We start from the raw sequence: 25,534 nt of genomic DNA on the forward strand, positions 1-25,534 counted from the left end.
AACTGTGGGTAACGCCCATCGGGGCGGAGGGTCGCTTTAGGAAAGACGACTGAAATTTATATTATTGACCGGACAGTGGGTTTTCAAACATGCGCTCTATCGAATCCATTGGCAGGACGATTTCTTGTTCGCGGCCTAAGATTTCCAAGAGCACTTTGACTCGCTCGGCGGATGGCGCGAGGCTGATGATTTCCGCCTCAGTGCCGGAGAAAATACCTTGGATCAGGCGGACTCGTTCGCCGGGCATGAGCGGGCGCGGTTCGAGGTCAAGCACCCCATCGGGAGCGAGCAGGCGAATCTCATCGATCAAGCTTTGGGATATGGACACGAGTGCTTCGCCCCGCTTAATGATGTAGGCTACGCCTTGAGAATACTGGACCGAGCGGCAGGCTAAGACCGGCGCGAATCGACAAAAAAGGTATCCAGGGAAAATCGCTTCGCTGGTCACCCGTTTGCCTTTGTTAGTCTGTCGTGGATAGCGAACGAGCGGGAGGAAAGACTCGACTTGAGGTAACGTGAGCAAAGTCTTGTAAGCATTGCGTTCACGTCGAGGCTGCGTCTTCACGCAAAACCAAAGTGCTTGATCGCTGCTGGGGGGAATTAACGGCATGCTTTAGAAATTAATGAACCGCGCGATGGCTGGCGTTAGTCTGCCTGCGATGCTGTGCAGACGGCGCAATTTGTCAATCCGCGCGCGGTAATGGATGGCGTCGGCTTCGCTGGAGCTCTCGGCCAAGCGCGTCATATGGTCAATGGCGTCTCGGCCCACTTCAATATGAGGGCTTAATTGGTCTTCAATGAAATTAGCAAAGAGCTTTCGGAACTCAGTTTCTGGCAGATAATGGTCCTTACGCTCACCGGGGATATAGGTCACACGGATTGCTTTGAGGGTACGCAGTTGTCGTAAGCCTTGGCTGGCAGAACCCAGACTGATGCCTAGGCGCGAAACAATGTCATCCATCGTTAATGGGCGAGGGGAGATGTAAATCAAGCCGTATATCTGGCCAATGGACTTCGGCAGGCCCAACAGTTGCACAAGGCGGACAAAAAGCGCCACTGCCTCCGATTCGAGCTCGGATAACTCAGTCTCTGCGGGAGCATCATCCATTTATTAGGAGAATGCCCCATTTTTTCGTTTTTTCAAGTTTTTTTGAAATAAGTGATAAGAAGCCAAGATGATCTCGGTCGGTTTTTGACGTCCTAGTCTGGACATTGACGCGGAAAATGCTTTCCTGCCCCAAACACAGACTAATGACCATGATTCGACGCTTTGCTACTTTAACCATTCTTTCCATGCTCTCCCTGTTTGGGGCAACTAGCCTGTTTGCCGCTGGTGGCGGGCATGGAGCAGAGAGTGACATTGTTTTTCCAGAGCCTTTGGCTGGCTATATGGATAAAGAAGCCGATATGGAAGCCGAGCTGGGCCGTCCGCTAACTTTGGTGGAGATTCTCAAGGAGCGCATCGCCTCCGATCCCATTAATCTGGTCGCATCGATCATCTTCTTCTGCGCGATTCTCCATACCTTCATGTGCGCCAAGTTCAACAAGATGGCGCATAACTACGAGCATGCTCACAAGGAGAAGCTGAAAAAGGATGGTCACAGCTATCCTCCCGGCAAGGAGCCCGTCTGCTTCAAGGCGACTCTGTTTCATTTTCTCGGAGAAGTGGAGGCGATTTTTGGCATCTGGGTGGTGCCGCTGGTCATCGCGATCTGCATTACGCCGAACCATGGTTGGGATTATGCGGTGGAATACGTGAACAACCGCAACTACACGGAGCCGATGTTCGTGGTGGTCATCATGGCAATTGCTTCGACTCGTCCAGTGATCAAATTTGCCGAGAGATGCCTGAAGATGGTTGCCAGCCTTGGTCATGGCTCGCCGCTGGCCTGGTGGTTGGCCATTCTGACCGTTGCGCCGCTGTTGGGTTCGTTCATTACGGAGCCTGCCGCGATGACAATTGCTGCCATGTTGCTCGGCCAGCAGTTTTACAAGCTCAAGCCTTCGGCCAAGCTCTGCTACGCCACGCTCGGCCTACTTTTTGTTAATATTTCAGTTGGCGGCACCTTGTCGCACTTCGCCGCACCTCCCGTGCTGATGGTTGCTGGTAAATGGAACTGGGACATGATGTTCATGCTTACGCATTTTGGCTGGCGCGCGATCTTGGGTATCATCATTGCCAATGCACTTTATCTGAGCATCTTCTTTAAGGAACTGAAGAGCCTCAAGGCAGAGCAGAAGGTCGAGAACGAAGCGAATTTCGAAGAGCCCGTGCCGTTTTGGGTCATCATTGTGCATTTAGGCTTTCTGGCTTGGACAGTGATGACGCTGCATGAGCCACCGTTCTTCATTGGTGGTTTCTTATTCTTCCTCGGCTTTACCAAGGCTACGGATCATTACCAGTATCAACTGAACATCAAGAGCCCGATGCTCGTGGGTTTCTTCCTTGCTGGTCTGGTGATCCACGGTGGTTTGCAGGGGTGGTGGATCGCACCGATCCTCTCCAGCCTCTCCGAAACGATGTTGTTCTGCATTGCGACCGTCTTGACGGCCTTTAATGACAATGCCGCGATTACGCTCTTGGCCTCTGAGGTGCCTGCCTTTGGCCCGCTAGACATCCATGGCGTCGCCAAATCAGCCGAAGCATTGGTTACTGCTCGCGCGCTCGAATACGCAGTCGTTGCAGGTGCTGTTACCGGTGGTGGCTTAACCGTGATCGCCAACGCCCCCAATCCGGCTGGTCAGAGTATCTTGAGCAAGTATTTCCCCGAAGGCATTTCTCCGATCGGGCTCTTGCTGGGCGCTTTAATCCCGACGCTGATCATGGCCGTTTGTTTCATCGTGCTCCCTCACTAGGGAGCCGGTTTTCGATTCCATGTAGGCGGGGAGATGGTCATTTTTATCTCAAGTCAGCTTTTACTTTCCTGGAGCTAGCTGGATGAAGCGTCCACCAGTATCGAGACTCAAGTTCAGCTTCCAGGCCTCTGTTAGCCAGTAATCGGGGACGTGCTCCGGCCATTCGATGGCCAGCATCCAGGGCTCTTGACGCAGGTCTTCGATCAGCAGAGCTTCTGCGTCGTCGGGTTTATCCAGCCGATATGCGTCCAAGTGCAACAGTTGACGCTCACCTTCGTAGCAGTGGAGCAGGTTGTAGGTCGGGCTGGTGATTGGCTGCGTGATACCCCAGGCCCGCGCTAAACCGCGAACAAACGTGCTTTTGCCCGCACCGAGGTCGCCATAGAGCGCCAGCACGCTGTTGGCGGGCAGCACCGTGGCGAAACGCCGGGCGAGGGCTTCGGTTTCATCGGGGGAACTCGTGTGGACCCCGGTCTGTAATTGAGCGATAATCTCCTTCATGTGGATTGACTGGTGAACGAAGCAAACGTTTCATGAGGCCAGTGACGAGACTTTGCTGCATTGCATGGATCATTCTTTCCGCCGCGACCCTCTCGGCGACCACTCGGACGTGGACCGATACCAAGGGACGCCAAGTCGAGGCTGAGTTTGTTGAAGTGGATCACGACCACGTAAAGATCAAACGAGTGCCTGACGGAGATGTTTTTTCAATTCCCATCGCTTTACTGAGCAAAAATGACCAAAATTTCATTCGTCAGCAGACGATACCCCCCCCCTCAGCGCAGCCAGCAAATGAATCCAGCCCCCCCCCCTTTGATGGCTTGGTCTGGCCTCGTCGGGTTGATCTGCCCGATGATTACGAGGTGGAAGTTGTCCGAGAGGACAGCCAGACGGGCGAATACATCTACCGTACGCCGCACTTTGAGTTTCACTCGGACGTAAAGCTAGCACGTAAGGTCGTCCGAGAGTTTGGCAAAATTTTTGAAGGCACTTATGCAGCAATGCAGGCCTTCCCGCTGGAATGGAAGCCGCAGCCTGGTGAAACGCATTTCACGACACGCCTTTTCGCGATGAAAGAGAGCTACTTGGCCGCTGGCGGTTTGCCGAACTCCGGTGGTGTCTACTTACCATCGAAACGCGAAATTTGGACGCCGCTATCGAGCTTGGGTGTGAAGAAATCGTCGAGTAGCTTCACCTTGGATGATTCTGATGACTACGCCACACTGATTCATGAGATTACCCACCAAGTGCATCACGATTGGCTGCAATTACTCCCGCAGTGGATTGTTGAGGGGATGGCGGTCTACATGGAAAGCGTGCCTTACGACGATGGCCAGTTCCGCTTTGATAAACGAGATGTGGAGGACTTTGTTTATCAGCGCAGCGGAATGCGTCTGCAAAAAGGCAACCCCGTGCCGATGGTCCCCGTGGAGCGCCTGATGACGATTTCGCATGCGGAATGGAACCGGAATTTCGAGGATGAGCCGGAACTGCTGAGCCAGTATTACCTGTCAGCGTTTTTATTGCTTAACTACTACCTGCATTTCGATGGAGAAGGTGAGGGACGGTGTATTTACGCTTATTGCCGGGCTTTGGAGTCAGGGGTGACTCCCGATGACGCACAGGCGTTCTTGCTTGATGGACGCACCTACGCAGAGATTTTTGCCGAGTTAGTCGCTGCTTACAAGCGGGAGGACCTGGAAATCGTAATTTGGCGTTATTAGCGAGATTGTTACGGTGAAAGCACGTTTTTTCAGCTTTGCCTTATTGAGTTAGTCAGTTTCAGAATGGCGGTATGTCTACTCCGAATATTCTCTTCATCTTGGCTGATGACATGGGTGCCTGGGCACTCGGCTGTGCTGGCAACAGTGAAATCAAGACCCCGAACCTCGATCGTCTGGCAGCGCGAGGCGTACGTTTAGAAAATGCATTTTGTGTGTCTCCGGTTTGTTCACCGGCGCGGGCTTCGTTGATTACGGGGCGTATTCCATCTGCGCATGGTGTGCACGATTGGATTAGCCGCGGGAGCACCGTTTCAAAGTCATCGAATGATGATAGCGTGTTGATCACCTACATGGAGGGACAATCGACTTATACGGACATTCTTGCTCAAAATGGCTACGAAGTCGCCCTCAGTGGTAAGTGGCACTTGGGCAACTCCCCCCAGCCCCAACAAGGGCACGGTTTCTGGTATGTACATGCGGGGGGGGGCAGTGCTTATTACAACGCGCCCGTAATCGAAAATAGCGAAGAATCCACAGCCGATCAGTATATCACGCACGCCTTTACGAATAAAGCCCTTGATTTCCTCGGCCAGCAGAAGGATTCGACAACACCGTTTTATTTGGGTGTGCATTACACGGCACCCCATAGTCCTTGGGAACGCGAACAGCACCCGCCAGAGTATTTCGACCCGTATTTCAACGAGTGTCCCTTTGAATCAACACCGAATGAGCCGATGCATCCTTGGCAGATAAACAGTGCGCCTTGGGGCGGACGCGATCCAGAATTTCGCCGAGAGCAATTGAGCGGCTATTACGGTTCGATTACAGCAATGGACGCCGATATCGGCCGGTTGCTCGAAGAACTCGAGCGCCAAGGCAAGCTGGACAACACCATCGTCGTCTTTACCAGCGATAATGGGATGAACATGGGCCATCACGGCATTTACGGAAAGGGCAATGGCACCTATCCGCAGAACATGTACGACTCCTCGGTCAAGGTGCCGTTCATCATTGCAGGGCCGGGGATAGCTGGTGGGCACGTCTCGGAAACTTTGTTCAGCCATTATGATTTCCTGCCGTCGTTGCTGGCCTTTGTCGGGCTGGAAAGCAAGATTCCTGCTGGTCTGCCTGGACAGCCATTGACAGAGATCTGGACGGGTAAGCCCTTGGAGCGCGATGAACCTCTAGTTGTTTTTGACGAATATGGCCCTGTCCGCATGATCCGCAATCAGCGTTACAAATACGTGCATCGCTTTGAAGATTTCCCGTGCGAATTTTACGATTTGGAGAGTGATCCCGGTGAAACCAACAATTGCATTGATGATCCCACATATGCGGTGCAAGTCGCCGCATTACGTGGTGGCCTGGAGGATTGGTTTGCCCGTTATGTGATCCCAGAAATGGATGGCGCGCACTTGTCCGTAAAAGGGAAAGGGCAGCTCGATCGGCTCGATGGCCCTCTAGGAGAAAAATTTGCACAGAACTGGCATTACACAAAAGACCAAATGGCGCTTTAAATTAAGCGCAATTCAGCTCAGAAACAGGCCTGTGTTGCAAAGAAAAGCATGGGAAAACGCCGTTGACGGCGAACACTTGGCGAGTCAGGGTGTCTGATTCGCAAAATCGCCCTTTGCCAATGATCGGATCAATTCTTAAGAAGTTCTCGGGTAACCATTACCGCAAGTTCTACAAGCGGGCTCAGCCCATTGTAGAAAAAATTAATCAGCTGGAGCAGTCTTACCAGTCGCTCACGGATGAGCAACTGCAGGCTAAGACGCCCGAGTTGATGGCTCGCTTTCAGGAAGCGTGGAAGGCCGGTGTGGCCGCTCTTGGCGGTGATGACGCCAACCCGGAGAAGCTTGTCGAGCTCAACAAAAACATCTTGGATGATCTCTTGCCGGAGGCATTCGCCGTGGCCAAGAACGGTGCTCGACGCCTCTGTGACCGCGAGATCGAATATACTGGCACCAAGGACGTCTGGCGGATGGTCCATTACGATGTCCAGTTGATCGGCGGCATGGCGCTTCACGACAATAAAATTGCGGAAATGGCGACCGGTGAAGGTAAGACGCTCGTTTCCACACTGCCGCTTTACCTCAATGCGCTTTCTGGTCGGAATTGCCAACTTGTAACCGTCAACGAATACTTGGCTTCACGTGATGCCGAGTGGATGGGCGCGTTGTTTAAATTTCTGGGCCTCACCGTTGGCGTGCTCCGCAACCAGCAGCCCAATGACGAAAAACGCGCTGCCTACGAGTGTAATCTCACCTACGGCACGGCGTCGGAGTTCGGTTTTGACTACCTGCGTGACAACGGCATGGCCTCGACCAAGGAGCAGCAAGTCCAGAAGGATCACTATTTCTGCATCGTTGACGAAATTGACTCCATTCTCATTGACGAAGCTCGCACGCCGTTGATCATTTCCGGCCCGATTGCGGAGGACCGCGAAGCGCCGTTTGAAGAACACAAGCCTGGCATTCTGAAGCTCGTTTCGGCTCAGGTCAAAATGTGTGAACAACTTGTGCGCGAAGCCAAGGAAGAGCTGGAAAAGGAAGATGGCGACGACGCAGCAGCCAACGAAAAGCTTTTGCAGGTCAAGCTTGGCATGCCGAAGAATCGTGAGTTTATGCGCCTCATGGAAAAGGGCAATATTCGCATGAGCTTCGAGAAATACGACCTCGAGATGCACTCGGACTTCAACAAGGCGCAGTTGTTCACGCTCAAGGAGCACCTTTACTACACGATCGACGAGAAGCAGCATCAGGCCGACCTTACCGAAGTAGGCCGCAGCACCTTGCGTCCGGGCGACCCCGACGCCTTCGTCATGCCTGACCTACCAACCGAGTTTATTGAGATTGATCGTGACGAAGACCTCGATGACGCCGCCAAAATGAAGGCGAAGCAGGAGGCCGAAGCCAATTTTGCCCAACAGAGCGAAGACCTACACTGCATCAGTCAACTCTTGCGCGCCTATTCGCTCTATGAGCGCGATAGGCAGTATGTGGTCAGCGAAGAGGGCAAGGTCGTCATCATTGACGAAAATACCGGTCGCCCTATGCCTGGTCGCCGTTGGTCCGAAGGCCTTCATCAGGCCGTTGAGGCCAAGGAAAACGTCAAGATCGAAAAGGAATCGAAGACCTACGCCACGATCACGATTCAGAACTATTTCCGTCTCTACGAAAAGCTGGCGGGGATGACTGGTACCGCTGAAACCGAAGTCCAAGAATTTCACGACATTTACAACCTCGATGTAACGGTCATCCCGACCAATAAGCCCTGTCTGCGTATTGACGAGAATGACGTTATCTATAAGACTGAGCGCGAGAAGTTTGCTGCGGTGGTAGAGAGTGTCGCCGTTGCACATGAGCGTGGCCAGCCAGTGTTGCTGGGGACGGCCTCCGTTATCGCCTCGGAAGAGATCGGTAAGTTGCTCAAGCGTCGCAAAATTCCGCACGCTGTTCTTAATGCGAAATACCACCAGCAGGAGGCGGAAATCGTGGCCAATGCTGGTCAACGCGGAGCGGTCACTGTGGCTACTAACATGGCGGGTCGCGGTACTGACATTAAGTTAGGTGAAGGCGTACGTGAGCTTGGCGGCTTGCTTGTGTTAGGCACAGAACGCCATGAATCGCGTCGTATTGACCGTCAGTTGCGTGGCCGTTGCGCCCGTCAAGGCGATCCCGGCATGACGAAGTTTTACGTCTCCTTGGAAGACGATCTGATGCGCTTGTTCGCCAACGCTGGGCCGATTTCAAAGATTCTCCAGAACACCTTCAACGAAGGCGAAGTATTGGAGCACCCGCTCTTGAATCGCTCGATTGAATCTGCGCAGAAGAAAGTTGAGCAGCAGCATTACTCGGTGCGTAAGCGCCTGCTCCAGTTCGACGAAGTGCTCAACCGCCAGCGCGAAGTCGTTTACGGCATTCGCAATGACGCGCTCCATACCGACATTCCGCGTGAGATCATCTTTGAGATGATCGAAGAGGAACTTGAAGAGCGTTGGGAGGCGATTGCACCCGCCGGTAAGGATCCAACAAACGAAGACTTAGAGAACCTGCTGAGTTGGCTGAACAGCCACTTCCCGGTTTCCTTGAAGTCCGAGGATTTGGCGAACAAGGATAGTGCTGCGATCGTGCCACATCTCATGGAGCAGGTGAACAAGGTTTACACGGAGAAAGAGTCCCTAGAGGATCCAGAGCGTATTATTGGTCTACAGCGCACGCTGATCACTGTGTCGATCGACAATAACTGGCAGGACCATTTGACCGAAATTGAAGACCTCCGCCGTTCCATTTATCTGCGTGGTCACGCCCAGAAGGACCCGTTGATGGAGTTCAAGGCCGAGGCTTTCACCTTTTTCACGGAAATGATGGGGCGCGTGCGAAACGAGCTGTGCCGTCGTTTGTTCCGTAGCTCCACTTCTCTGGAGGCGCATGTGCGTTCGCAGCAGATGATGCAGCAAAAAGCGCAGCTAACCGGCCCTGACGAAGGTGCAGTTGCGCAAGGGCAGGGTGTTGGATCCGGCGGACTATCAGTCGCTTCCGGCCAGCAGGCGAAGTTGCCCAAGGTTGTTAAAAAAGCACCTCCTGTGGTCAATCTGCCCAAAATTGGTCGTAATGATACGGTTACGATCCGGCGTGGGCCTCAAACCCAGACCATGAAATTCAAGAAGGCTGAGCCGCTTATCAGGAATGAAGGCTGGGTGCTTGTTGAGCCAGTCCAGAAGTAATATCTAGTTTGGCGCGAGGAGAGGTGAGCGCGGGCTAATGAGTCCGTTTGAATTGTTAAGTCTGGTGCCCTTGTATAGGCACCAGATCATTGCGTGCCTAAGGGGATAATCAGGGGACAAGCATATCCGTATTGTACGTTAGCTTAAAGAAGTTCCACGGGCCCTCAGCTTCTAGGTGATTCCTATTGTGGATCACAGGTCTAGGAGTGCTGCGTGGAATATGGGGGGAGGGATGCGGCGCAAATCTCTCTGTTTTGGTAGAGAGCAGCTAGCCAGCGGCCTCAGGAGTGTTTAACCAATCAGCCAGCGATCAATTACAAGTGCGCCCAATAAGAACGGTAGATAGGCAATGGAAGCTAGGAAGAGTTTTCGTGAGGCAGGGGTGCGTTGTTCGCCGCCAACTCGCCAGAAACGAAAGGCTGTCCAGAAATAACCTAGGCCGCAAATGAGGGCCACCAAACCATAAAGCAGCCAACTGGTGTAGCCGAGTAATGAAGGCAAAAGACTGATTCCGAGCAGAATCAAGGAGTGAGCGAGCGATTGGCGTGCCGCAGCTTGACCACTCGGGTCGGTCACTGTGCTCATGACAAATCCGCCTTGGGCATAATCCTCACGATAGAGCCAGGCAATAGCCATGAAGTGTGGAATCTGCCAACAAAAGAGGATGCCAAAGAGAATCCAGCCAAGGGGAGCGATTTGCCCTTGGGCGGCAGCCCAACCGATGAGGGGGGGGAGGGCACCGGGTACGGCACCGATCAGGGTGTTCCACGCCGTTACGCGCTTCAGCGGTGTGTAGACCAGCAAATAGGAGACTAACGTGGCCAAAGTAAGTGCGCCAGCGAGTGGGTTTGCGCCTAGCCAAACCAACGTCACGCCTGCAATACCAAGGGCTAGGCCAAAAGTTAATGCTGCTTGTGGGGAGATTGCTTCACTGGGCAGAGGGCGATCGCGCGTGCGTGCCATATGGCGGTCGACTTCACGCTCTAGCCATTGATTGAGGGCACCAGCAGCGCCTGCTGCCAAGGATGTGCCAATCAGCAAGGAAAGGAAGACACTGCCATCACGCTGGGAATCAGCCGCCATGTAGCCCACGAGGGCCGTAATTACAGAGAGCAGGCTTAGTCGTGGCTTGGTGAGTTCCCAGTAATCACGCAGCGCCATACGGTCCGCCCAAGATGCTGGGGAGACACGGTCGATACTGGGGTTACTAGGCGATGATCTCATCTTGAAACTGGCTCGGGCGCACTTTAAGTCGTAGTCTGAGCCTGCTTGGTTGAAGGTAAACGCCTATTCGTTAATTCTTGTGAGCCTTTGGGCAAGCGGAAAGTTTGCAATGTGAGCGTCCAGACGCTGGCAAGCAACAATGCGCCGACCAACATGTGGGTAGATGCCATGACTGGATTCTTGTAGGTCCACACGGTTGCTGCCCCCAGAAAGATTTGCAAGGCAAGTAGCATGATCACTCCGATGATTGATCCTAGGAGTGCGCGTCGTGTGTTTGACCGGCCATAAAGCATCCCTAAAAAGCCAAGAATTGCGATGGTGGCAATAACAGCACCCAGGCGATGAAGCCAATGCAGGGCGACAGGTGTGCTCCAGACTGCTGGCAATACCCCCCCCTCCGGTGTCAGTGGAAAAGTCGGAATTGCGAGGCCCGCGCCGGCGTGCCGCATAAGTGCGCCAAGTGTGATTTGAATGACCAGAGCCAAGACGGCCGCGATACCCCAAGAGCGAACGGAAGACGGGACTGGGCTTTGCAAATTGCATTGGCGTTCTTTCCAGCGGCGAGACAGCACCAGCGCGAGTGCGGCCAGAGCGCATAAAGTAAATTCAGCCCCAAGCGCGTGGAGAATACGAAATGTGTAGCCTGCCACATTGGTCTCAGCACCGGTGTTTAATTTGTCATAGAGAACTCGCAGGCCGCCAAGTAGACCTTGGGCAACCACGAGCGCGAGTAGCCCGTAAGCTAATTGTCGCACACGCTTCCTGTCCACCCGTAGAAAGGCCCAGATCGAGAGGATAATCGCCAAGTAACCAAGAGTCGTCGCTAGTAAGCGATGGCTGTGTTCGGCCCGCATGTCTTGATTTTGCCACCAGCCCTCGGGCATGATTGATGAGTTGGATAGGGGCCAGTCTAGGAATACCATACCCGCTGAAATACTCGTGGTATAGGCACCTGCGTAGAGCAGCACCAGCGTCCAGCATAGCGTAAAAACGGCAAACCAGAACAAAGCTGGCTGGTAATGGTCATGACGTTGGATGAAGCGCGATAACATTCTCGGTTGCTAAAATGACAATATCGGTAAACTGGTAATAAAGGATGAGCAGAAGGCAAACGACAATCTTCTTTACTACGGCACTGTGTTTACTCGCCGGGAGCTTGGGGGCGCAGTCCATCACCGCGACCGTAAAATCTGTGGACAAGGAGGCGCAGACTCTGACTCTGGGCGATGGGCGCGTGGTTCGTGTGGGAGCGGGAGACGCCCGTATTGGCTATGTTGGCGAAGAGATTCGAGGCGAACTGGAGCCCATGACAGAGCCGCCGACGCTTTATGCTATTTGGCCCAATGATTCCATCGACCGCCAGATTGAAAAGTCGGTTAATGAGTCGCTGCATACGGAAACGATTACGCAGGGGCGCAAGGCCTTTCGATCGTTGGGCGATTATCTGCCGGATTTCGCGCTCTATGATCAAGAGGGCAACCTCGTACGCAAAAGCACATTCCGCGGTAATAATGTCGTTTATAATTTCATCTTCACTCGTTGCCAAATGCCCAATATGTGCCCTGCGACAACCGCCCGCATGTTGCGTCTGCAAAAGCTAGTCGACGAGTCACAACTGAGGGATGTGCAACTGGTTACGATTACTTTTGACCCCGAATACGACACGCCAGGCGTTCTTAACGAATACGCCGTGCAACGCGGGGCGCATTTCAAGAACTTCAGTTTGCTCACAGGCGATCCTGACGCCATTGAGGACATGATGAAACAGTTTGGTATTTTGACGGTGGATGAGGATGGAACCATTAACCATACCATGGCCACGGTCATGGTCGATGGAAATGGTATGGTCGTTTACCGAAAAGAGGGTTCTCTCTGGACACCAGAAGAGTTCCTTGATCGGCTCGTCGAGCGGGAGGCAGGAAAAGGCTCATGAACCGGTTGATTCAGTGTAGCTTGATTACAGCTGCGGCATTTGGGCTGTTCGTGGGGTTGCGATCGCTGCCTGACGCGGAGTGTGGATTCCTGCATTACGAGCCGCCAGTAGTGGACGGTGATGGCATCCAGTTCTGTGGCTCCGACCAACCGGTCTTCATCGAAGTGCGTTCCCTACAATACCCGGTGGACTTCAAGCTGATGACTCAGCAGGAAAACCATCAAGTTGGAGAGCCGGTCAATGTGACCCTTGAAATCGGGGCTAAAGGTGGGCGCGCCATTACGCCAAATGACTTGGCCGTGACTCATACGGAGTTAATGCATGTCTTGGTCGTTGATCCATCACGGGAGGATTATCACCATATTCACCCGACACCCGTTGGTTTGTCGGGGCAATGGCAGTTTTCGTTCACGCCGCGTCGCCCTGGGCCTTACGAAGTCTTTGCGGAAATAGTTCCTTTGAAGACACGTCAAGTGGTCATTGCGGTGGGTCAGATAGAAGTAGCGGGTGCGCCCGCGCCCGAGGTGCCCATTGGCCTGCCTGGCGGTTGGACGGCTGCGCTGTTAGTCGAGCCTGCTGTACCAACGGTCAATAATGAAGCGCGGCTCCAGTTGTCAATTGCTCGGGAAGATGGAGTGGCGGCGGTGTTGGAGCCAGTGATGGGGGCCTACGCTCACTTAGTTGCCTTTGATGAGGGCGTGTCTGGGTTTGCCCACTTGCACCCCAAATACACGGGGCGGGAAAAGAACGCTGCGCCCCAGTTGGACTTCGTGCTCAACACTCATGTGCCCGGTGATTACCGTGTTTGGGCGCAAGTCAAGGTAGACGGGGTAGAGCGCTTTATGCCCTTTTCGGTTCGGGTTAATTAATCGACCAATCGCAGCGAATTTATTTGTCCCCTGAACTCAAAACGTATTGAATTAGCCTGCCATGATCGAATTTATCAAAAAAGGAATGCTCGCAGGAGTTGGTGCCGCCGTTGTTACGAAAGAAAGTGCGGAGAAGGCTTTGAGTGAGCTGGTGGATAAGGGCAAGATTTCTACAGGTGAGGCCAAGGATCTTGCCGATAAAATTGTCTCTGATGGTCGTGCCGAGTTTGAAAAATCTCGCAGCGAATTAGAGAACTGGTTTGAGGACATGCTCCGCAAGGCGAAAGTTGCCACTCAGTCAGACTTGGCGCAACTGGAAGCCCGTGTTGCTGCGCTTGAGGCCAGTAACAAGACCGGCGAATAAACTTTGGCCAGCCCGCTCAAGACGCTCGACTTGTTCAGCAATGTCGCCCGTGCCAAGGAAATCTTCACGGTGCTGGCGAGGCATGGCTTTGGCGATTTGTTGGAGACGGTGCGACTGCCCAAGGGGCTGATCGAGAAGATTATTCCGCCGACTGATCATAATTTAAATGTCTGGCAGCGGCTACGGATAACACTGGAAGATTTAGGGCCGACTTTCGTTAAGTTTGGGCAGGTGATGAGCACGCGCCCGGACGCGCTACCCGAAGGACTGATTGAAGAATTTAAGAACCTGCGCAGTCGAGTCCGCCCCATTTCTTTTGAGGATATTGAGCCGATCATATGCGCAGAATTGGGCTGTGAAGATTATCGAGAGTACTTTGACGACTTTGATACGACGCCAGTTGCCTCAGGGTCCATTGGTCAAGTTTATAAGGCTAGGCTCAAAGGAGGCGAAGATTGGGTTGCGATCAAGGTTCAGCGTCCGAATATCAAAAAGGCTATCAAGGCCGATATCGAAATCATTGGCTGGCTGGTCAAACAATTGCACGCCAAGGTTGAGGAGTTGCAGCCCTACGACTTGCCTTCGATCGTAGAATCGACGGGCCAAGGCATTATGCAGGAGCTCAATTTTACTATTGAGGCCAACAATGCTGCGCTTTTTAACGCACTGAATCCCTACGAAGATGTTTTCTCACCCAAAGTCTACGATCAATTTACCCACGAGCGATTGACAGTGTTTGAGTGGGTGGAAGGCCGCCCGCCATGGGATCCAGAAATTCCGGAAGATATCCGGATCAAATTGGCTGCAGCTGGTGGAAAAAGCATATTTGAGCAGATTGTCATCAGTGGATTTTTCCATGCCGATCCGCATGGCGGCAACATCCTGATCACGGAAGATGGGCGGCTTTGCTTTATTGATTGGGGGTTGGCTGGCCAGTTGACCCGCGATATGCGCTATTTTCTAGCCGACCTGTTCAGCGCGATTGCCCAGAGTGATCCGGAAAAAGTGGTTCGGGTTGCAATGATGATGGCCCTCGGGAAAACACGAATTGACCAGACTAAACTAGAGCAGGAGGTCGGCTTTGTTCTGCGTCAATATCGCTCGAAGTTCGATCAGAACGAAGCGATCGGCAAGATCGTCATCGAGTTGCTCTTTGTTTTCGGCTCCAATGGCATACAACTGGCGCGGGATTATTCGCTGCTGGCCAAGGCGATCATTTCCATTGAAGAAGTTGGACAGACGCTGGACCCAAAGTTCGATATCCGGGAGGTCGGCAAGCCCTTCCTACGTAAGCTGGAGTGGGAGCGTTGGAATCCAGCGGGTGTCATGTCCCGTGCTTGGTGGAATCTGCAAGGTCATTTGCACAAGCTGCGCGAGTTGCCCGGAGACGTTCAGCGCTTTTTCCGCCACCTTGAAGATGGTGAGATCAAGGTCACCATGAAGCATGAGGGTTTGAGTGAGGTCGGCGACGCTTTTGACATGGGCGTGAACCGGTTAACTCTGGCCATTATCACGGCTTCGATCATTCTTTCCTCGGCAATTGTAGTGGGCACGATGGCACCCAAGGATGCGACTTTTAGCGACATTTACAACGGTGGCAATGTCATCACCTTGTTGGCCGCCTTTGGATTCAAGCTCGGTATCGTTTTCGGCGGCTGGATCATTTGGGACATCGTTCGCCACGGGCGACACAAATAGCCCGAAATGAATTGCCAATCTTCGCATTGGAGAATTTTCCAAGGCGCTTAAGAGGGGGGGGGCTAGGCTAGCTACGGGCAAAAAGCCGAGTTAGGCCTTTGCGTTTTTTGGGCTCAAGCTCGACACCAGGGGGGGGGGGCATGCCTTCTGGACGTTCTTCTACGGCGACTTCCGATGGGGTCTTGTCCTCATCTTGAATGCCGAGCAGGCCAGAGCCTTTTTTCTCTGTCGATTCAGGAACTGGCATCGGGGGCATCGTTTTCTTGCGACGTTTGTCCGGCGCTAAAAACGGTCGCACCACCTGATCGAGCAGGATCGGTTTTTTAAGGATTTCAATGCCGCACATTTGCAGTTGATTGAATTCCGACCGTAGAATTGATGGGGTAAGCACGACAACATGTAGCTCCGGATCGGTCGCCTTGGCTCCCATAATGAAGTTCATGCCGTCTTTCTCGTCGATTTTATAATCTGCAATAAAGAGATCAACCGGCGCGTCTTTGTCTTCCAGCGCGGCCTTGCAATCTTCAAGAGTTCGCGCTGGAACAACTTTGTGGCAGAGTTTCACGAGTTTTTTGGTAACATTCTCGAGTACTGCTTCTGAATCGTCCCAATAAAGTATCTTCACAATGATTAACGGTAACAAGCTATCGCCATAAATCAAGAGGACTTTTGGCCCTTGTGTGAATTTACAAGGGAATTACATGAAGCCTTTATTTTCAGAAAATAAGGAAAGGCCGTCGATTTATCGTTTGGTTAATACAGCCAATAGGCTTGGCTACGTTGCTGAAAGGCTTTTGCTTGGCGCGACCACTCCTGCAGAAAGAGCTCAACCCGGGCATTCGCGCCTCGGGTAGATAGCTCATCTAGCCATGCTGGATCACCCATGTGAATGAGGAAACCGCGTCGTTTTTCGCCGATATTTGCAAAGGGGTTGCTCGGGCTCCATTGGCAGGCTAATCGCATCATATAGGCGCTGATGGCGCAGGGGTCCAGTGCCTGCCAATTGGTGACCGTTAGATAAACACCGGGCACGCTCGCACCGCGGGTGGTTTTCCCGTCAGTTAGTTCGTAGCCGAGGCCGGGGATGCGCTCTGCTTCCAGCGCACGCTTGATAAACGCCGGGGAACGCCCAGGGTAGGTCAGTAGGCGGAAATTATACTGCGTGCCAACGCCGTGGCGCCAATCGCCTACATAGGTGCCTAATCCCGTCATTGAATAGCCCATAGCAGCGGATAAGTCGGGGATTGCGGGCGAGGTCGGCACCCACTTCAGTCCGGTGTCGGGCCAGAGCATTGAGCGTTTCCAGCCGCCCATCGGAACGACGAGTAATTTGCCTTTCCGGCGGGTTTCGTCGCTTACATCGAGGACGCCTGGTTGCTTCTTTGCCATTATTGCGAGTTCGCCAATGGTCATGCCGTGAACGTAAGGCACGAGAAATTCGCCGACGTAGGATTTCCATTGAGGGTCCAGCGGCGGGCCATCGACTTTGAGCCCGCCAAGCGGGTTTGGGCGGTCGAGCACCATAACCTCCACGTCTTGCTCGAAACAGGCCTCCATGGCCTTTTTCATTGCGCTGACATAGGTATAGCTACGCACGCCCAAGTCCTGTAAATCGATAACCATGATGTCGATGCTGTTGAGCATCTCAGGGGATGGCTTCCGGTGTTTGTCGTAAAGGGAGTAGGCGGGCAGGCCGGTGGGCCCGTGTGTGGTGTGGGCTACGTATTCGTTGGCGGCGGCATGGCCGTCGATGCCATGTTCGGGGCCGTAGAGGGCGACGAGGTTCACCTCGGGCGCATCGGCGAGTACTTTCCAGGTTGGGCGTCCATATTTGTCCACGCCTGCGGGGTGGGTCAGTAAACCAACGCGTTTGCCTTGTAGTTTGGCGTAACCAGACTCGCGGAGGGTGTCGATGCCGAGGTCGATCATGGGCGCAGCGTGGGCGTTAGTCAGGATGGCGAGTAGGAAGAAAAGCAGCAGTGGGCGCGGCATAAAATCAGGTTTTGGGCTTTTGGGTAGACTTCAGGGCTTCAGCGGCTTTCAAGGCTTCGGCCTCGCGGAGGCGAACTTTGTGGTACTGGGTCCGTAGGTCAAACATCCGTGCATTGGCGCGACGGGCGGTAAATTGGTAGATCAGGCTCAAGAAGAAGCCAATGAAGTAGCCGATGATCGTCCCGCCCACAAAAGTTGCCTTAAAGCCCAAGCCTACGATTTCTGGTAAGGACATTTGCGTTTGCTGGGCAAGCTCTTCCATTGAGCCACGCATGGTGCTGGGCCCGACAATGCTCAGAAAGGCGTCCTTCAGATTGTGTGTGATCAGCATAGCGAACTCATAAACGGAGTCGCCTGGAATCGGTGCACCCAGAAAATGGAAAATCTGGAGACCAACATAGCACGCCGCTAGATAAAGCGGCCCGGCTGTAATCGGATTAGTAATGAACTGCGTAGCGACCATCACCATCAGGTTGCAGCGGAAAACCATTGCGACCAGAAAGGCGGTGGGTACCTGAATACCATAGATCGGCAGCATCGATAGGATACAGCCAATGTAGATCGCCGGGACAACATCTTCGCGCCGGAATGACCAGAGATAAGAGCGTTTGCGTGCGGTATCGGCGAACCAGCCCAACACCGGATAACGGTGGATTGTTGCACGGCGGGGTAGCGGACGCAGCCAGCGTTTCACCCGCCGAATGCGCCTAAAATACTCATGCTTATGTTTTTCGTCCGCCGTCACAAGGTGTTGAGAAAAGGATCAGTGTGGTGTGGTTCCATGAGCTTTGACAACACTTCTGTGAAAGTTTCATTAATTGTCTGTATAAACGGATGGCCGATTGGCTGGATATGCTGCGGGAAACTCAGGCGATTTTTGCTACGACATCTTTTTCAGCGAAGTGGGACATATTTACTTAGTTTTCTATTGGATGGATTACCATATCTTGACCGTCGTCACGTTCCGGCAATTACGTCAGTATGATATGTCGTTTGCCCAGGCCGCTGACATCAGCTTTTGCCCTTGCAAACAGACGGGCCGGGTATCAGCGTTCCTCGCTTCTCATGAGCCAGAAACAGCCCGATCAAGACAACTCCCATGACCTTTTCGCCGTGCGCCGCGACAAGCTCGACAAGCTGCGCGCCGTTGGCCGCGATCCGTTCCGCACGAACTGGGACCAGACGCACACCAGCAAGCAGGCCTTCGCGCAATTTGAAGCCGAAGAAGCCGCTTTCTTTGACGCCAACCCAACGGTGAAAGCCGAGCTCGCGGTTTACGAGGCAGCCGCGGAGAAATTTAACGCCGCCAAGATGGAGCGTCGGGCAAAGATCCAGGCGGGGGAGATTACCCAGCAGGACCCGTTTGAACTGCCGGAAGTCCCCGAAAAGCCAGAGGTGCCGATGGGTGCAGAGGTATCGGTGGCGGGTCGCGTGGTCATGTTTAACGTCATGGGCAAGGCCAGCTTTTTGAAGCTGCTTGACCGCGACGGCATCATCCAGATTTACGTGACACGCGACGATCTTCCGGAAGGGGATTACAATGCGTTCTTCAAGAAAATGATCGACCTCGGCGACATCATTGGCGCGAAGGGGAAGGTTTTCCGCACGTCCACGGGCGAGATCACGGTCCACATTACGGACTACGCGATCGTCTCCAAGTCGATGCGTCCGTTGCCGGAAAAGTTCCACGGCATGAAGGACCCCGAGCAGATTTATCGCCAGCGCTACCTCGACCTGATCAGCAACGAGGAGAGCCGTAATCGCTTCCGTTTGCGTAGCGAGATCATCAAGGAAATTCGCCGCTACCTGTGGGACCGCGATTTCAACGAAGTCGAAACGCCTTGTTTGCACAACGTGGCCGGCGGTGCTGCGGCGCGCCCGTTCGTGACGCACATGAACGCGCTGGACTGCGATTTCTACCTGCGGATTGCGCTGGAGCTGCACCTCAAGCGCATGCTTGTGGGCGGTGTGGATCGGGTGTTCGAGCTAGGCCGTGTTTTCCGCAACGAGGGTCTTTCGCGCCGCCACAATCCGGAGTTCACGATGCTTGAGGTTTACCAGGCATACACCGACCACCGCGGCATGATGGACCTCATTAAGGGCCTGATCCATCACCTGTGCGAAAACGTTTTGGGCACGTTCCAGATCCCCGTGCACGGCAAGGACGAGGTGATCGATTTCGCTGCCCCATGGCGCGAGGCTAAGTATAACGACCTCGTTATCGAAGCCACCGGTGATGCCGATTGGTTTACGCGCAGTCGTGAAGACAAGCTGGCCGCCTGCGAAAAGCTGGGCATCAAAGTTGACCCTGAAGCGGCGGACTTTGAGGTGACCAACGACGTCTTTGAAAAATTGATCGAGCCCACGCTGATCCAGCCAACCTTCGTCACTCGGATCCCGAAGGAGCTTTGCCCTCTGGCCAAGCTCAACGAATCCGGCGACGGCTCACTGGATGTGTTCGAGTTGTGCATCAATGGCCAAGAAATCGCCCCGGCTTACAGCGAGCAGAACGATCCCTTTGTGCAGCGCGAGATGTTCGAAGCGCAAGTTGGCGAAGAGACGCAAGACCTCGACGAAGACTTCCTCGTCGCCCTTGAGCACGGCATGCCCCCAGCTGGCGGCATGGGTGTCGGCATCGACCGACTGGTGATTTTACTCACGGCCGCAGGGAATATTCGCGATACAATCCTGTTCCCGACATTGCGAAACAAGAGCAGTGCGGAGTAACTTCAGCGCATTTCTTACAAAAAAAAGGCCGGACTGATCAGTCCGGCCTTTTTATAAGAAATGCTCAAAAACCTTAGGCCTTGGCTTCCTTTGCTCTATTCGCCTTTGTTCGGCGCGCCCAAAGAAAGACCCCGAGAATAACGAATCCTGTCATGGCAATATAGGTGGAGGGCTCAGGAATTATTGCTGCATTAGGAATTAGGACTAAGTCATCAATACCGCCATCTGAGACAAATGCTGTGATGGTCACTGAGCTTAAGCCTGTCCAGTTCAGTACTAGATTCTGTGCGGTCAATAGACCAAGGCTGTCCGACGTTAGGTTAGGCATTGATGGACGAAATCCAACAATTGAGAAATCGGAGGTTCCCGAACCTAGATCGCTCGGTCCTATCTCTAGAGAAATGAGGTCGAAGGAGCCTGAATTATAGGTTAACGTAAAGGTATTATTACTGGCAAAGCCCAACCAAGCACTTGTGTCGCCAATGAGTACCTGTCCAGATCCGGCTCCAAAAACAGCGGCGTCAGCATTGATCGGAGTTAAGACAAAGCCTGAATTGGTATAGGGAGCTCCTGGGGAAACATTCGTAATTGAGCCATTCGGCGCTTCTTCGAAATTGATTATAATAGCACCCTCAGTTGTCGCAGCAGTAATGGCCAGAAGGCCGATTACTGAAATGTTTTTAAGATTTGTCGGTATCATAGTATTATTGGATGTAAAGCTGACATTATTAATCTTTCATTTTTACCTTATTACAAGCCTTAATTGTTCGGTTGAGTTGGAAATAACTTTTTATCAATTATGGATGCTAAGAATTGATTGCTTTGCCAATTTTATTAGCGCCTTTCACGTGGAAAAGGTGGCGCTGAGCGTATTGTTATTTGATGGAGTGGCAGCAGTTGGCTTTGGGTCAAATTGGCGCAATTTTCGTTTTGCGCCCGGTGAAGTGATCTGGCAGGTTGGCGGACATGTTGCACAGTCTCCTTATTGTTGACGACGAGAAGCATACGCGGGATGGACTTATGGCGGCCTTTGAGGACGATTATGAGGTCTCTGTCGCCCGGGATGCTGAAGAAGCCTTTCGCCTGCTTGATGCCGATGAATTTACTGTCGTGCTGACGGACTTGCGGATGGCTGGCCAGAGCGGGCTGAAGGTCATCGATAAGGCCGTCAAAATGGCCTATCACCCCATTATCATTATGATGACTGCCTACGGTAACGTGGAAACGGCGGTCGAGGCAATGAAACGCGGGGCCTATGATTTTGTCACCAAGCCACTGAATTTGGAGAAATTGGAGATTCTGATTAAGCGGGCGATTAAGACCCGCAAAATGGAGGCGGAAAACGTTGAACTGCATCAGCGGCTGGATCGTAAATTCAGCTTTCAGGGGATCATTGGCAATAGCGCGCCCTTGCAGCAAGTGCTGGAAGAAGTTAAGCAAGTCGCGCCGTCGAAGGCCACGGTAATGATCTACGGTGAGACTGGGACGGGCAAGGAGTTGGTCGCCCAGATGATCCATCAGAACAGCCCGCGCAGCCGAGGTGCCTTCGTGCCAGTGCACTGCGCTGCCATCCCCGCCAACCTCCTCGAAAGCGAACTCTTTGGCCACGAAAAGGGTGCCTTTACTGGTGCGAATGAACGGCGAATTGGTCGTTTTGAAGCTGCTGACGGCGGTACGCTCTTTTTAGATGAAATTGGGGAGATTGACGCGCCCACCCAAGTCAAGCTACTGCGTTTCCTGGAGACACGCACCGTGGAACGTCTAGGCAGCATGAAAGCGATTCCGGTCGACGTGCGCCTGGTTTGCGCCACCAACCGTGACCTGCGAACAGAGGTTGAAGCCGGGCGCTTTCGGGAAGATCTTTATTTCCGCCTGAGTGTGGTACCGCTCACACTCCCCCCCCTCCGGTTCCGCCGAGACGATATTCCAATGTTGCTCGATCATTTTATCCAGCAGTTTGCTGCGGAGAATGAAATGCCGCCGCCGAAGTTGGCTCCGAGCGCGCTCAAAGCTCTCCAGCAATTCAATTGGCCGGGCAATATTCGCGAGCTGCGTAATTTTTGCGAGAATGCCGTCGTGATGAAGCGGGGAGGGGAGATTACGGAATACGACTTGGATCCGCGTTTCCTCGGTAGTGGTGAAGCCGCCGCACGGGCAACGGATGGGGGCGCTACTTTGGCACCGAAGGGCTCAGGCAATCCGCCGCCATTGTCCAAGGCCGAAAGCGAAAAGCGTCTCTTGCGTCGGGCTTTACAGGAGTCTGGCGGTAATCGGACGAAGGCCGCGGAGCTTATGGGTATTTCCCGCCGCACGCTTCATCGCAAACTGGCACGTTGGCCGGAACTGGATACTTCTAGTTAGCGCATGCAGAAATTCATTCACTGGCTGGAGGAGGGGCGCGGAGACACGCTTTTACGCATCTCCACGGCAGCGCTGTTTATCATTCTGTGCTCATTTTATTTGAGCGGCCTCCGTTTCGTGGGGCCAGCGAATGAGAAGGTGCTTGAGCGTGCTGTGCTGGCGCAAAATCTGGCCGATGGCAACGGCTTCACGACTCCGGTTTGGCATCCTCAGGCAGTTCGAGTCATGGAGGACAGAAACGATTGGCGCTACGGCTCGGATGTGCTTTTGCCTGATCTTTACACCGCTCCAGCCTATCCAGTGGTGTTGGCATTCGTTTTGAAAACCATGCCAGACAAGTTTCGCGCTTGGGTGGAAAGCGAGCCGTTTCGCACGTATTACATGGCCGATTTTTTCCTGCTCGGGGTGAGCCTTTTTTTCTTCTGGGTGAATATTGCGCTGATCGCGGTCATCACCAAATCGCTGTTTGGAGCCAGAGCAGCATGGCTGGCAGCAGCGGGCTACCTGCTGTCGGCAGGAATTTGGGAAGGCGTATTTTCGGTCAATGGCGGCTTACTGCTGACTTTCCTGGCCTTGCTGTTGTTGTTTGTCGTGCTGCGTTTTGAGCAAGCGTTGATGGGGCCACGTCGCTGGATGTGGGCCGTACTGGCGGGGCTTGTTAGCGGAGCCTTGTTTTTAACAGATTACCCAGCCGGGCTAACGATCTTGCCAACCGCGATTTACGTGGCGTTGCGGGCGTGGATGAAGTCCCCGAATAAGCAACCTTGGACTACGGGGATACTGTCATTGGCTCTGACCTCGACGGGCTTTCTGGCGGTGACATTGCCTTGGCTGTGGCGCAACTACGAATTGACCGGCCACCCCTTGGCCTTGGCCGGGCAAGAGATTGCTTGGAGGGCAGGGGACCCGACTGCCGAACCCGCGAATTTCCGTAACGATCTCAGCTCGGAAACGGCATCAGTAAATTTCCGTAAGCTGGTTAATAAAGGGCTGGATGGTATGGGCTCCGGATTGCGGACTGAGCTTTGGCAGGGGGGAGGGCTACTGTTTGTGGGATTCTTTTTGGCATCACTTTTTTACCAGTTTCGGCGAGGGAGCACGAACGCGCTTCGCTGGTATGCACTGGCCTTGATTGCATTCCAAGGCATTGGCGGGCCATTCCTGGATTCAGGAGAGGCACCCCTGCATGCAGGCATCTGGTTGGCACCCTTGTTTCTGATTTTTGGGACGGGTTTTTTCTTCGTTCTATTAGAGAGCTCGGGGGAACATTCGATTTGGAAAAAACGAGTCTGGATTGCGGCAGTGTTGATTTTGCAGGCTTTGCCGGTGGTTCACTGGGTGCTGCAACCAGGCGTGCGCGGTCACTATTCCTTTCCTCCGTACGCACCCACGGTTTTTCGGGCGATCAAGCTCAACATGGCGGACAAGTTTTACCCAGATTACGGGCTGATGTCCGATGCGCCAGCTGGCCTTGCCTGGTATGGCCGCACAACAGTGTGGGGACAACCAACGCAAATGCGCGACTTTGCCGCGGTTCTGGAACATCAACCAATTGGGGCGCTGTTGCTCACGCCTCATCGGTTGGATCAGCCATTTTATACGGAGCTACTGAACTCCGACAGCGCCAACCCGAACCACGATGCGACGAAGAGCTACGGCTGGGGTGCCTTGTATTATGGCCTTGCTGTTGGCCGTGTTCCGGCCTTTTTCCCCTTGCAAAAACCAGTGAAGATTTGGGAGAATATTTACGTCTGCTTGGACCCGCTTGCTTATCAACCGGGTGCAATCCGATAATTCAACTAACCTGCTCTGCGTATCCACTCTGACATAAACATATCATGAAGCCACTGCTGCTCGGCTCACTTACTTTCCTGGCCGCCACGCCGGTTCTTTTTGCGGTTTATGCGCCAATACCATCACAGGAGCAGGGGGAAGCCTTCTCGGGATCCATCACCAGTGGGGCGTATTATGACTCCAACATCTTTGGGTCACAGAATGGCCGTGTGTCGAGCGTGGTTGGTGAAATCAGCCCGCATCTCGATTATAATCAGTCGCTGACTGATCAGACTTTTTTCGCGGTCGATTATGACTTACAGGTTCTCATCTTTGAGAATCGCCCAGGCAGCGATGACGTGCTGACCAATAATTTTCTGAACGCACAGATCGACCACACGTTTGCGCCGAACATCTTCGCGAGCATCAGCGATAATTTTTCCTATACGCAAAACCCGGAGTCCGCCGTCATTGCTGGCGCACCACTCCAGACGGACCAGTCCTATTTCTATAATCGCGTCGATTTGGAAGCACTCTGGAATATCACCGAAATCTGGTCGCTGGAAGGCAAGTTCCGCAATCAGTTCTGGTTCTACGATGACAATAGACTGGCCGATCAATTGGACCACATCCAGTACCTCTTCGGCGTGGAGGTTGGTTATAACTTTCTGCCTGAGCTTACGCTGATCGGCGAATATCGCTTCGAGTACAACGACTACACCAACGACTCCCCCCCCAAGAGCAACTACAGCAATTATGCGCTGGTAGGCTTTAATTACGAAATGTCCGAGCGCTTGATTATTCTGGTGCGTGGTGGCGCGGAATTCCGTGTGCGCGAAAGCGCCCCGAATCGTAATTCGCCTTACGGAGAAGTCACCGCAGTCTATCAATTGACCGAGCGTTCCTACGTTTCTGGCGCGGCGACCTACGGCATTTTTCAGACCACGGATACGAACTCATTCCTCGACCAAGAAAACTTGGATCTGGAATTGAATTTCGAATACTTCGTCTTCCCTAAAATTGCGGTGTCTGGCTCGCTTTTCTATCAATACGCCCAGATGAACGGTCGCGGCTTGGTGGCCGATGCCAACGAATACACCTACCGCGCTGGGGTGGGGGTCTCTTATTTGATTACCGACAATTGGGCGCTGTGGGTCGACTACGACTATGATCTGGTTGACTCCCAAGTGCCGGGACGCGACCAAGTGCGTAACCGAGTGGGCGGCTATTTTCGCTACACTTTCTAATGGTTTAGCGGGTTGAGAGACTCGGGCCATCATAAGA

At 53.3% G+C, this 25,534-nt stretch carries 21 protein-coding genes; 12 read left to right on the forward strand and 9 right to left on the reverse strand.

Annotation, left to right across the window (positions count from 1 at the left end):
- Nucleotides 1-61 precede the first annotated feature (61 nt).
- A complete protein-coding gene (gene nusG / locus IE065_RS04565) occupies nt 62-610 on the reverse strand; it encodes a transcription termination/antitermination protein NusG (protein WP_189512279.1) in 549 nt (182 codons plus the stop codon).
- A gap of 3 nt (nt 611-613) precedes the next feature.
- The gene (locus tag IE065_RS04570) at nt 614-1,108 is read right to left on the reverse strand and encodes a GbsR/MarR family transcriptional regulator (RefSeq protein WP_189512280.1); all 495 of its coding nucleotides are present in this window, start codon (nt 1,106-1,108) and stop codon (nt 614-616) included.
- Nucleotides 1,109-1,293: 185 nt separating this feature from the next.
- Between IE065_RS04570 and IE065_RS04575 the strand changes: the two genes are divergently transcribed.
- Nucleotides 1,294-2,856, forward strand: coding sequence for a putative Na+/H+ antiporter (locus IE065_RS04575; RefSeq protein WP_229792056.1), 1,563 nt, complete (start codon nt 1,294-1,296; stop codon nt 2,854-2,856).
- 60 nt (nt 2,857-2,916) lie between these two features.
- On the opposite strand, the gene tsaE is transcribed toward IE065_RS04575, so the two are convergent.
- On the reverse strand, nt 2,917-3,357 hold the full coding sequence (tsaE, locus tag IE065_RS04580; protein ID WP_189512283.1) for a tRNA (adenosine(37)-N6)-threonylcarbamoyltransferase complex ATPase subunit type 1 TsaE: 441 nt from the start codon (nt 3,355-3,357) through the stop codon (nt 2,917-2,919).
- A gap of 41 nt (nt 3,358-3,398) precedes the next feature.
- On the opposite strand from tsaE, the gene IE065_RS04585 reads away from it, so the two are divergent.
- From IE065_RS04585 to secA, 3 genes are all read left to right on the forward strand, one after another.
- Nucleotides 3,399-4,580 carry an SHD1 domain-containing protein gene (locus tag IE065_RS04585; RefSeq protein ID WP_189512285.1) on the forward strand — a complete coding sequence of 394 codons (1,182 nt, stop codon included), beginning with the start codon at nt 3,399-3,401 and terminating at the stop codon, nt 4,578-4,580.
- Nucleotides 4,581-4,651: 71 nt separating this feature from the next.
- Complete coding sequence (locus IE065_RS04590) at nt 4,652-6,097, forward strand: sulfatase family protein (protein ID WP_189512287.1); 1,446 nt, start codon at nt 4,652-4,654, stop codon at nt 6,095-6,097.
- 119 nt (nt 6,098-6,216) lie between these two features.
- Complete coding sequence (gene secA / locus IE065_RS04595) at nt 6,217-9,309, forward strand: preprotein translocase subunit SecA (RefSeq protein ID WP_189512289.1); 3,093 nt, start codon at nt 6,217-6,219, stop codon at nt 9,307-9,309.
- 291 nt (nt 9,310-9,600) lie between these two features.
- Here the strand turns inward: secA and cyoE are convergent, their stop codons facing one another.
- Complete coding sequence (gene cyoE, locus IE065_RS04600) at nt 9,601-10,533, reverse strand: heme o synthase (protein ID WP_200163207.1); 933 nt, start codon at nt 10,531-10,533, stop codon at nt 9,601-9,603.
- A gap of 23 nt (nt 10,534-10,556) precedes the next feature.
- Nucleotides 10,557-11,585 (reverse strand): COX15/CtaA family protein, encoded by a 1,029-nt coding sequence (locus IE065_RS04605; protein WP_189512291.1) that lies wholly within the window; start codon nt 11,583-11,585, stop codon nt 10,557-10,559.
- Nucleotides 11,586-11,629: 44 nt separating this feature from the next.
- Between IE065_RS04605 and IE065_RS04610 the strand changes: the two genes are divergently transcribed.
- The 4 genes from IE065_RS04610 to IE065_RS04625 all read left to right on the forward strand — a co-directional run bounded on the left by IE065_RS04610 (nt 11,630) and on the right by IE065_RS04625 (nt 15,397).
- Nucleotides 11,630-12,466: an SCO family protein gene (locus tag IE065_RS04610; protein WP_189512294.1), complete on the forward strand. Its 837-nt coding sequence runs from the start codon at nt 11,630-11,632 to the stop codon at nt 12,464-12,466.
- Entirely contained in the window at nt 12,463-13,335 is an 873-nt protein-coding gene (locus tag IE065_RS04615) for a hypothetical protein (protein ID WP_189512296.1), read from the forward strand. Before IE065_RS04610 ends, IE065_RS04615 begins: the two co-directional genes overlap by 4 nt.
- Before the next feature lie 61 nt (nt 13,336-13,396).
- A complete protein-coding gene (locus tag IE065_RS04620; RefSeq protein ID WP_189512298.1) occupies nt 13,397-13,699 on the forward strand; it encodes a phasin family protein in 303 nt (100 codons plus the stop codon).
- A 3-nt stretch (nt 13,700-13,702) separates the two neighbouring features.
- Nucleotides 13,703-15,397, forward strand: coding sequence for an ABC1 kinase family protein (locus IE065_RS04625; protein WP_189512299.1), 1,695 nt, complete (start codon nt 13,703-13,705; stop codon nt 15,395-15,397).
- 67 nt (nt 15,398-15,464) lie between these two features.
- On the opposite strand, the gene IE065_RS04630 is transcribed toward IE065_RS04625, so the two are convergent.
- From IE065_RS04630 to IE065_RS04640, 3 genes are all read right to left on the reverse strand, one after another.
- Nucleotides 15,465-15,962 carry a response regulator gene (locus IE065_RS04630; RefSeq protein WP_189512302.1) on the reverse strand — a complete coding sequence of 166 codons (498 nt, stop codon included), beginning with the start codon at nt 15,960-15,962 and terminating at the stop codon, nt 15,465-15,467.
- Between the two features lie 188 nt (nt 15,963-16,150).
- On the reverse strand, nt 16,151-17,389 hold the full coding sequence (locus IE065_RS04635) for a DUF1343 domain-containing protein (RefSeq protein ID WP_189512304.1): 1,239 nt from the start codon (nt 17,387-17,389) through the stop codon (nt 16,151-16,153).
- 4 nt (nt 17,390-17,393) lie between these two features.
- The gene (locus tag IE065_RS04640; protein ID WP_189512306.1) at nt 17,394-18,083 is read right to left on the reverse strand and encodes a DUF2062 domain-containing protein; all 690 of its coding nucleotides are present in this window, start codon (nt 18,081-18,083) and stop codon (nt 17,394-17,396) included.
- Between the two features lie 371 nt (nt 18,084-18,454).
- On the opposite strand from IE065_RS04640, the gene lysS reads away from it, so the two are divergent.
- A complete protein-coding gene (gene lysS / locus IE065_RS04645; protein WP_229792057.1) occupies nt 18,455-20,116 on the forward strand; it encodes a lysine--tRNA ligase in 1,662 nt (553 codons plus the stop codon).
- Nucleotides 20,117-20,189: 73 nt separating this feature from the next.
- On the opposite strand, the gene IE065_RS04650 is transcribed toward lysS, so the two are convergent.
- Nucleotides 20,190-20,816 (reverse strand): hypothetical protein, encoded by a 627-nt coding sequence (locus tag IE065_RS04650; protein WP_189512308.1) that lies wholly within the window; start codon nt 20,814-20,816, stop codon nt 20,190-20,192.
- Nucleotides 20,817-21,082: 266 nt separating this feature from the next.
- Between IE065_RS04650 and IE065_RS04660 the strand changes: the two genes are divergently transcribed.
- The 3 genes from IE065_RS04660 to IE065_RS04670 are packed head-to-tail and all read left to right on the forward strand — an operon-like array spanning nt 21,083 to nt 25,497.
- A complete protein-coding gene (locus IE065_RS04660; protein ID WP_189512312.1) occupies nt 21,083-22,477 on the forward strand; it encodes a sigma-54-dependent transcriptional regulator in 1,395 nt (464 codons plus the stop codon).
- Nucleotides 22,478-22,480: 3 nt separating this feature from the next.
- Nucleotides 22,481-24,271, forward strand: a complete 1,791-nt coding sequence (locus IE065_RS04665) for a glycosyltransferase family 39 protein (protein WP_189512314.1) — start codon at nt 22,481-22,483, stop codon at nt 24,269-24,271.
- A gap of 44 nt (nt 24,272-24,315) precedes the next feature.
- Nucleotides 24,316-25,497, forward strand: a complete 1,182-nt coding sequence (locus IE065_RS04670; RefSeq protein WP_189512317.1) for a transporter — start codon at nt 24,316-24,318, stop codon at nt 25,495-25,497.
- Nucleotides 25,498-25,534 lie beyond the last annotated feature (37 nt).

This window comes from Cerasicoccus arenae (assembly GCF_014651635.1).
Classification (GTDB): Bacteria; Verrucomicrobiota; Verrucomicrobiia; order Opitutales; family Cerasicoccaceae; genus Cerasicoccus; species Cerasicoccus arenae.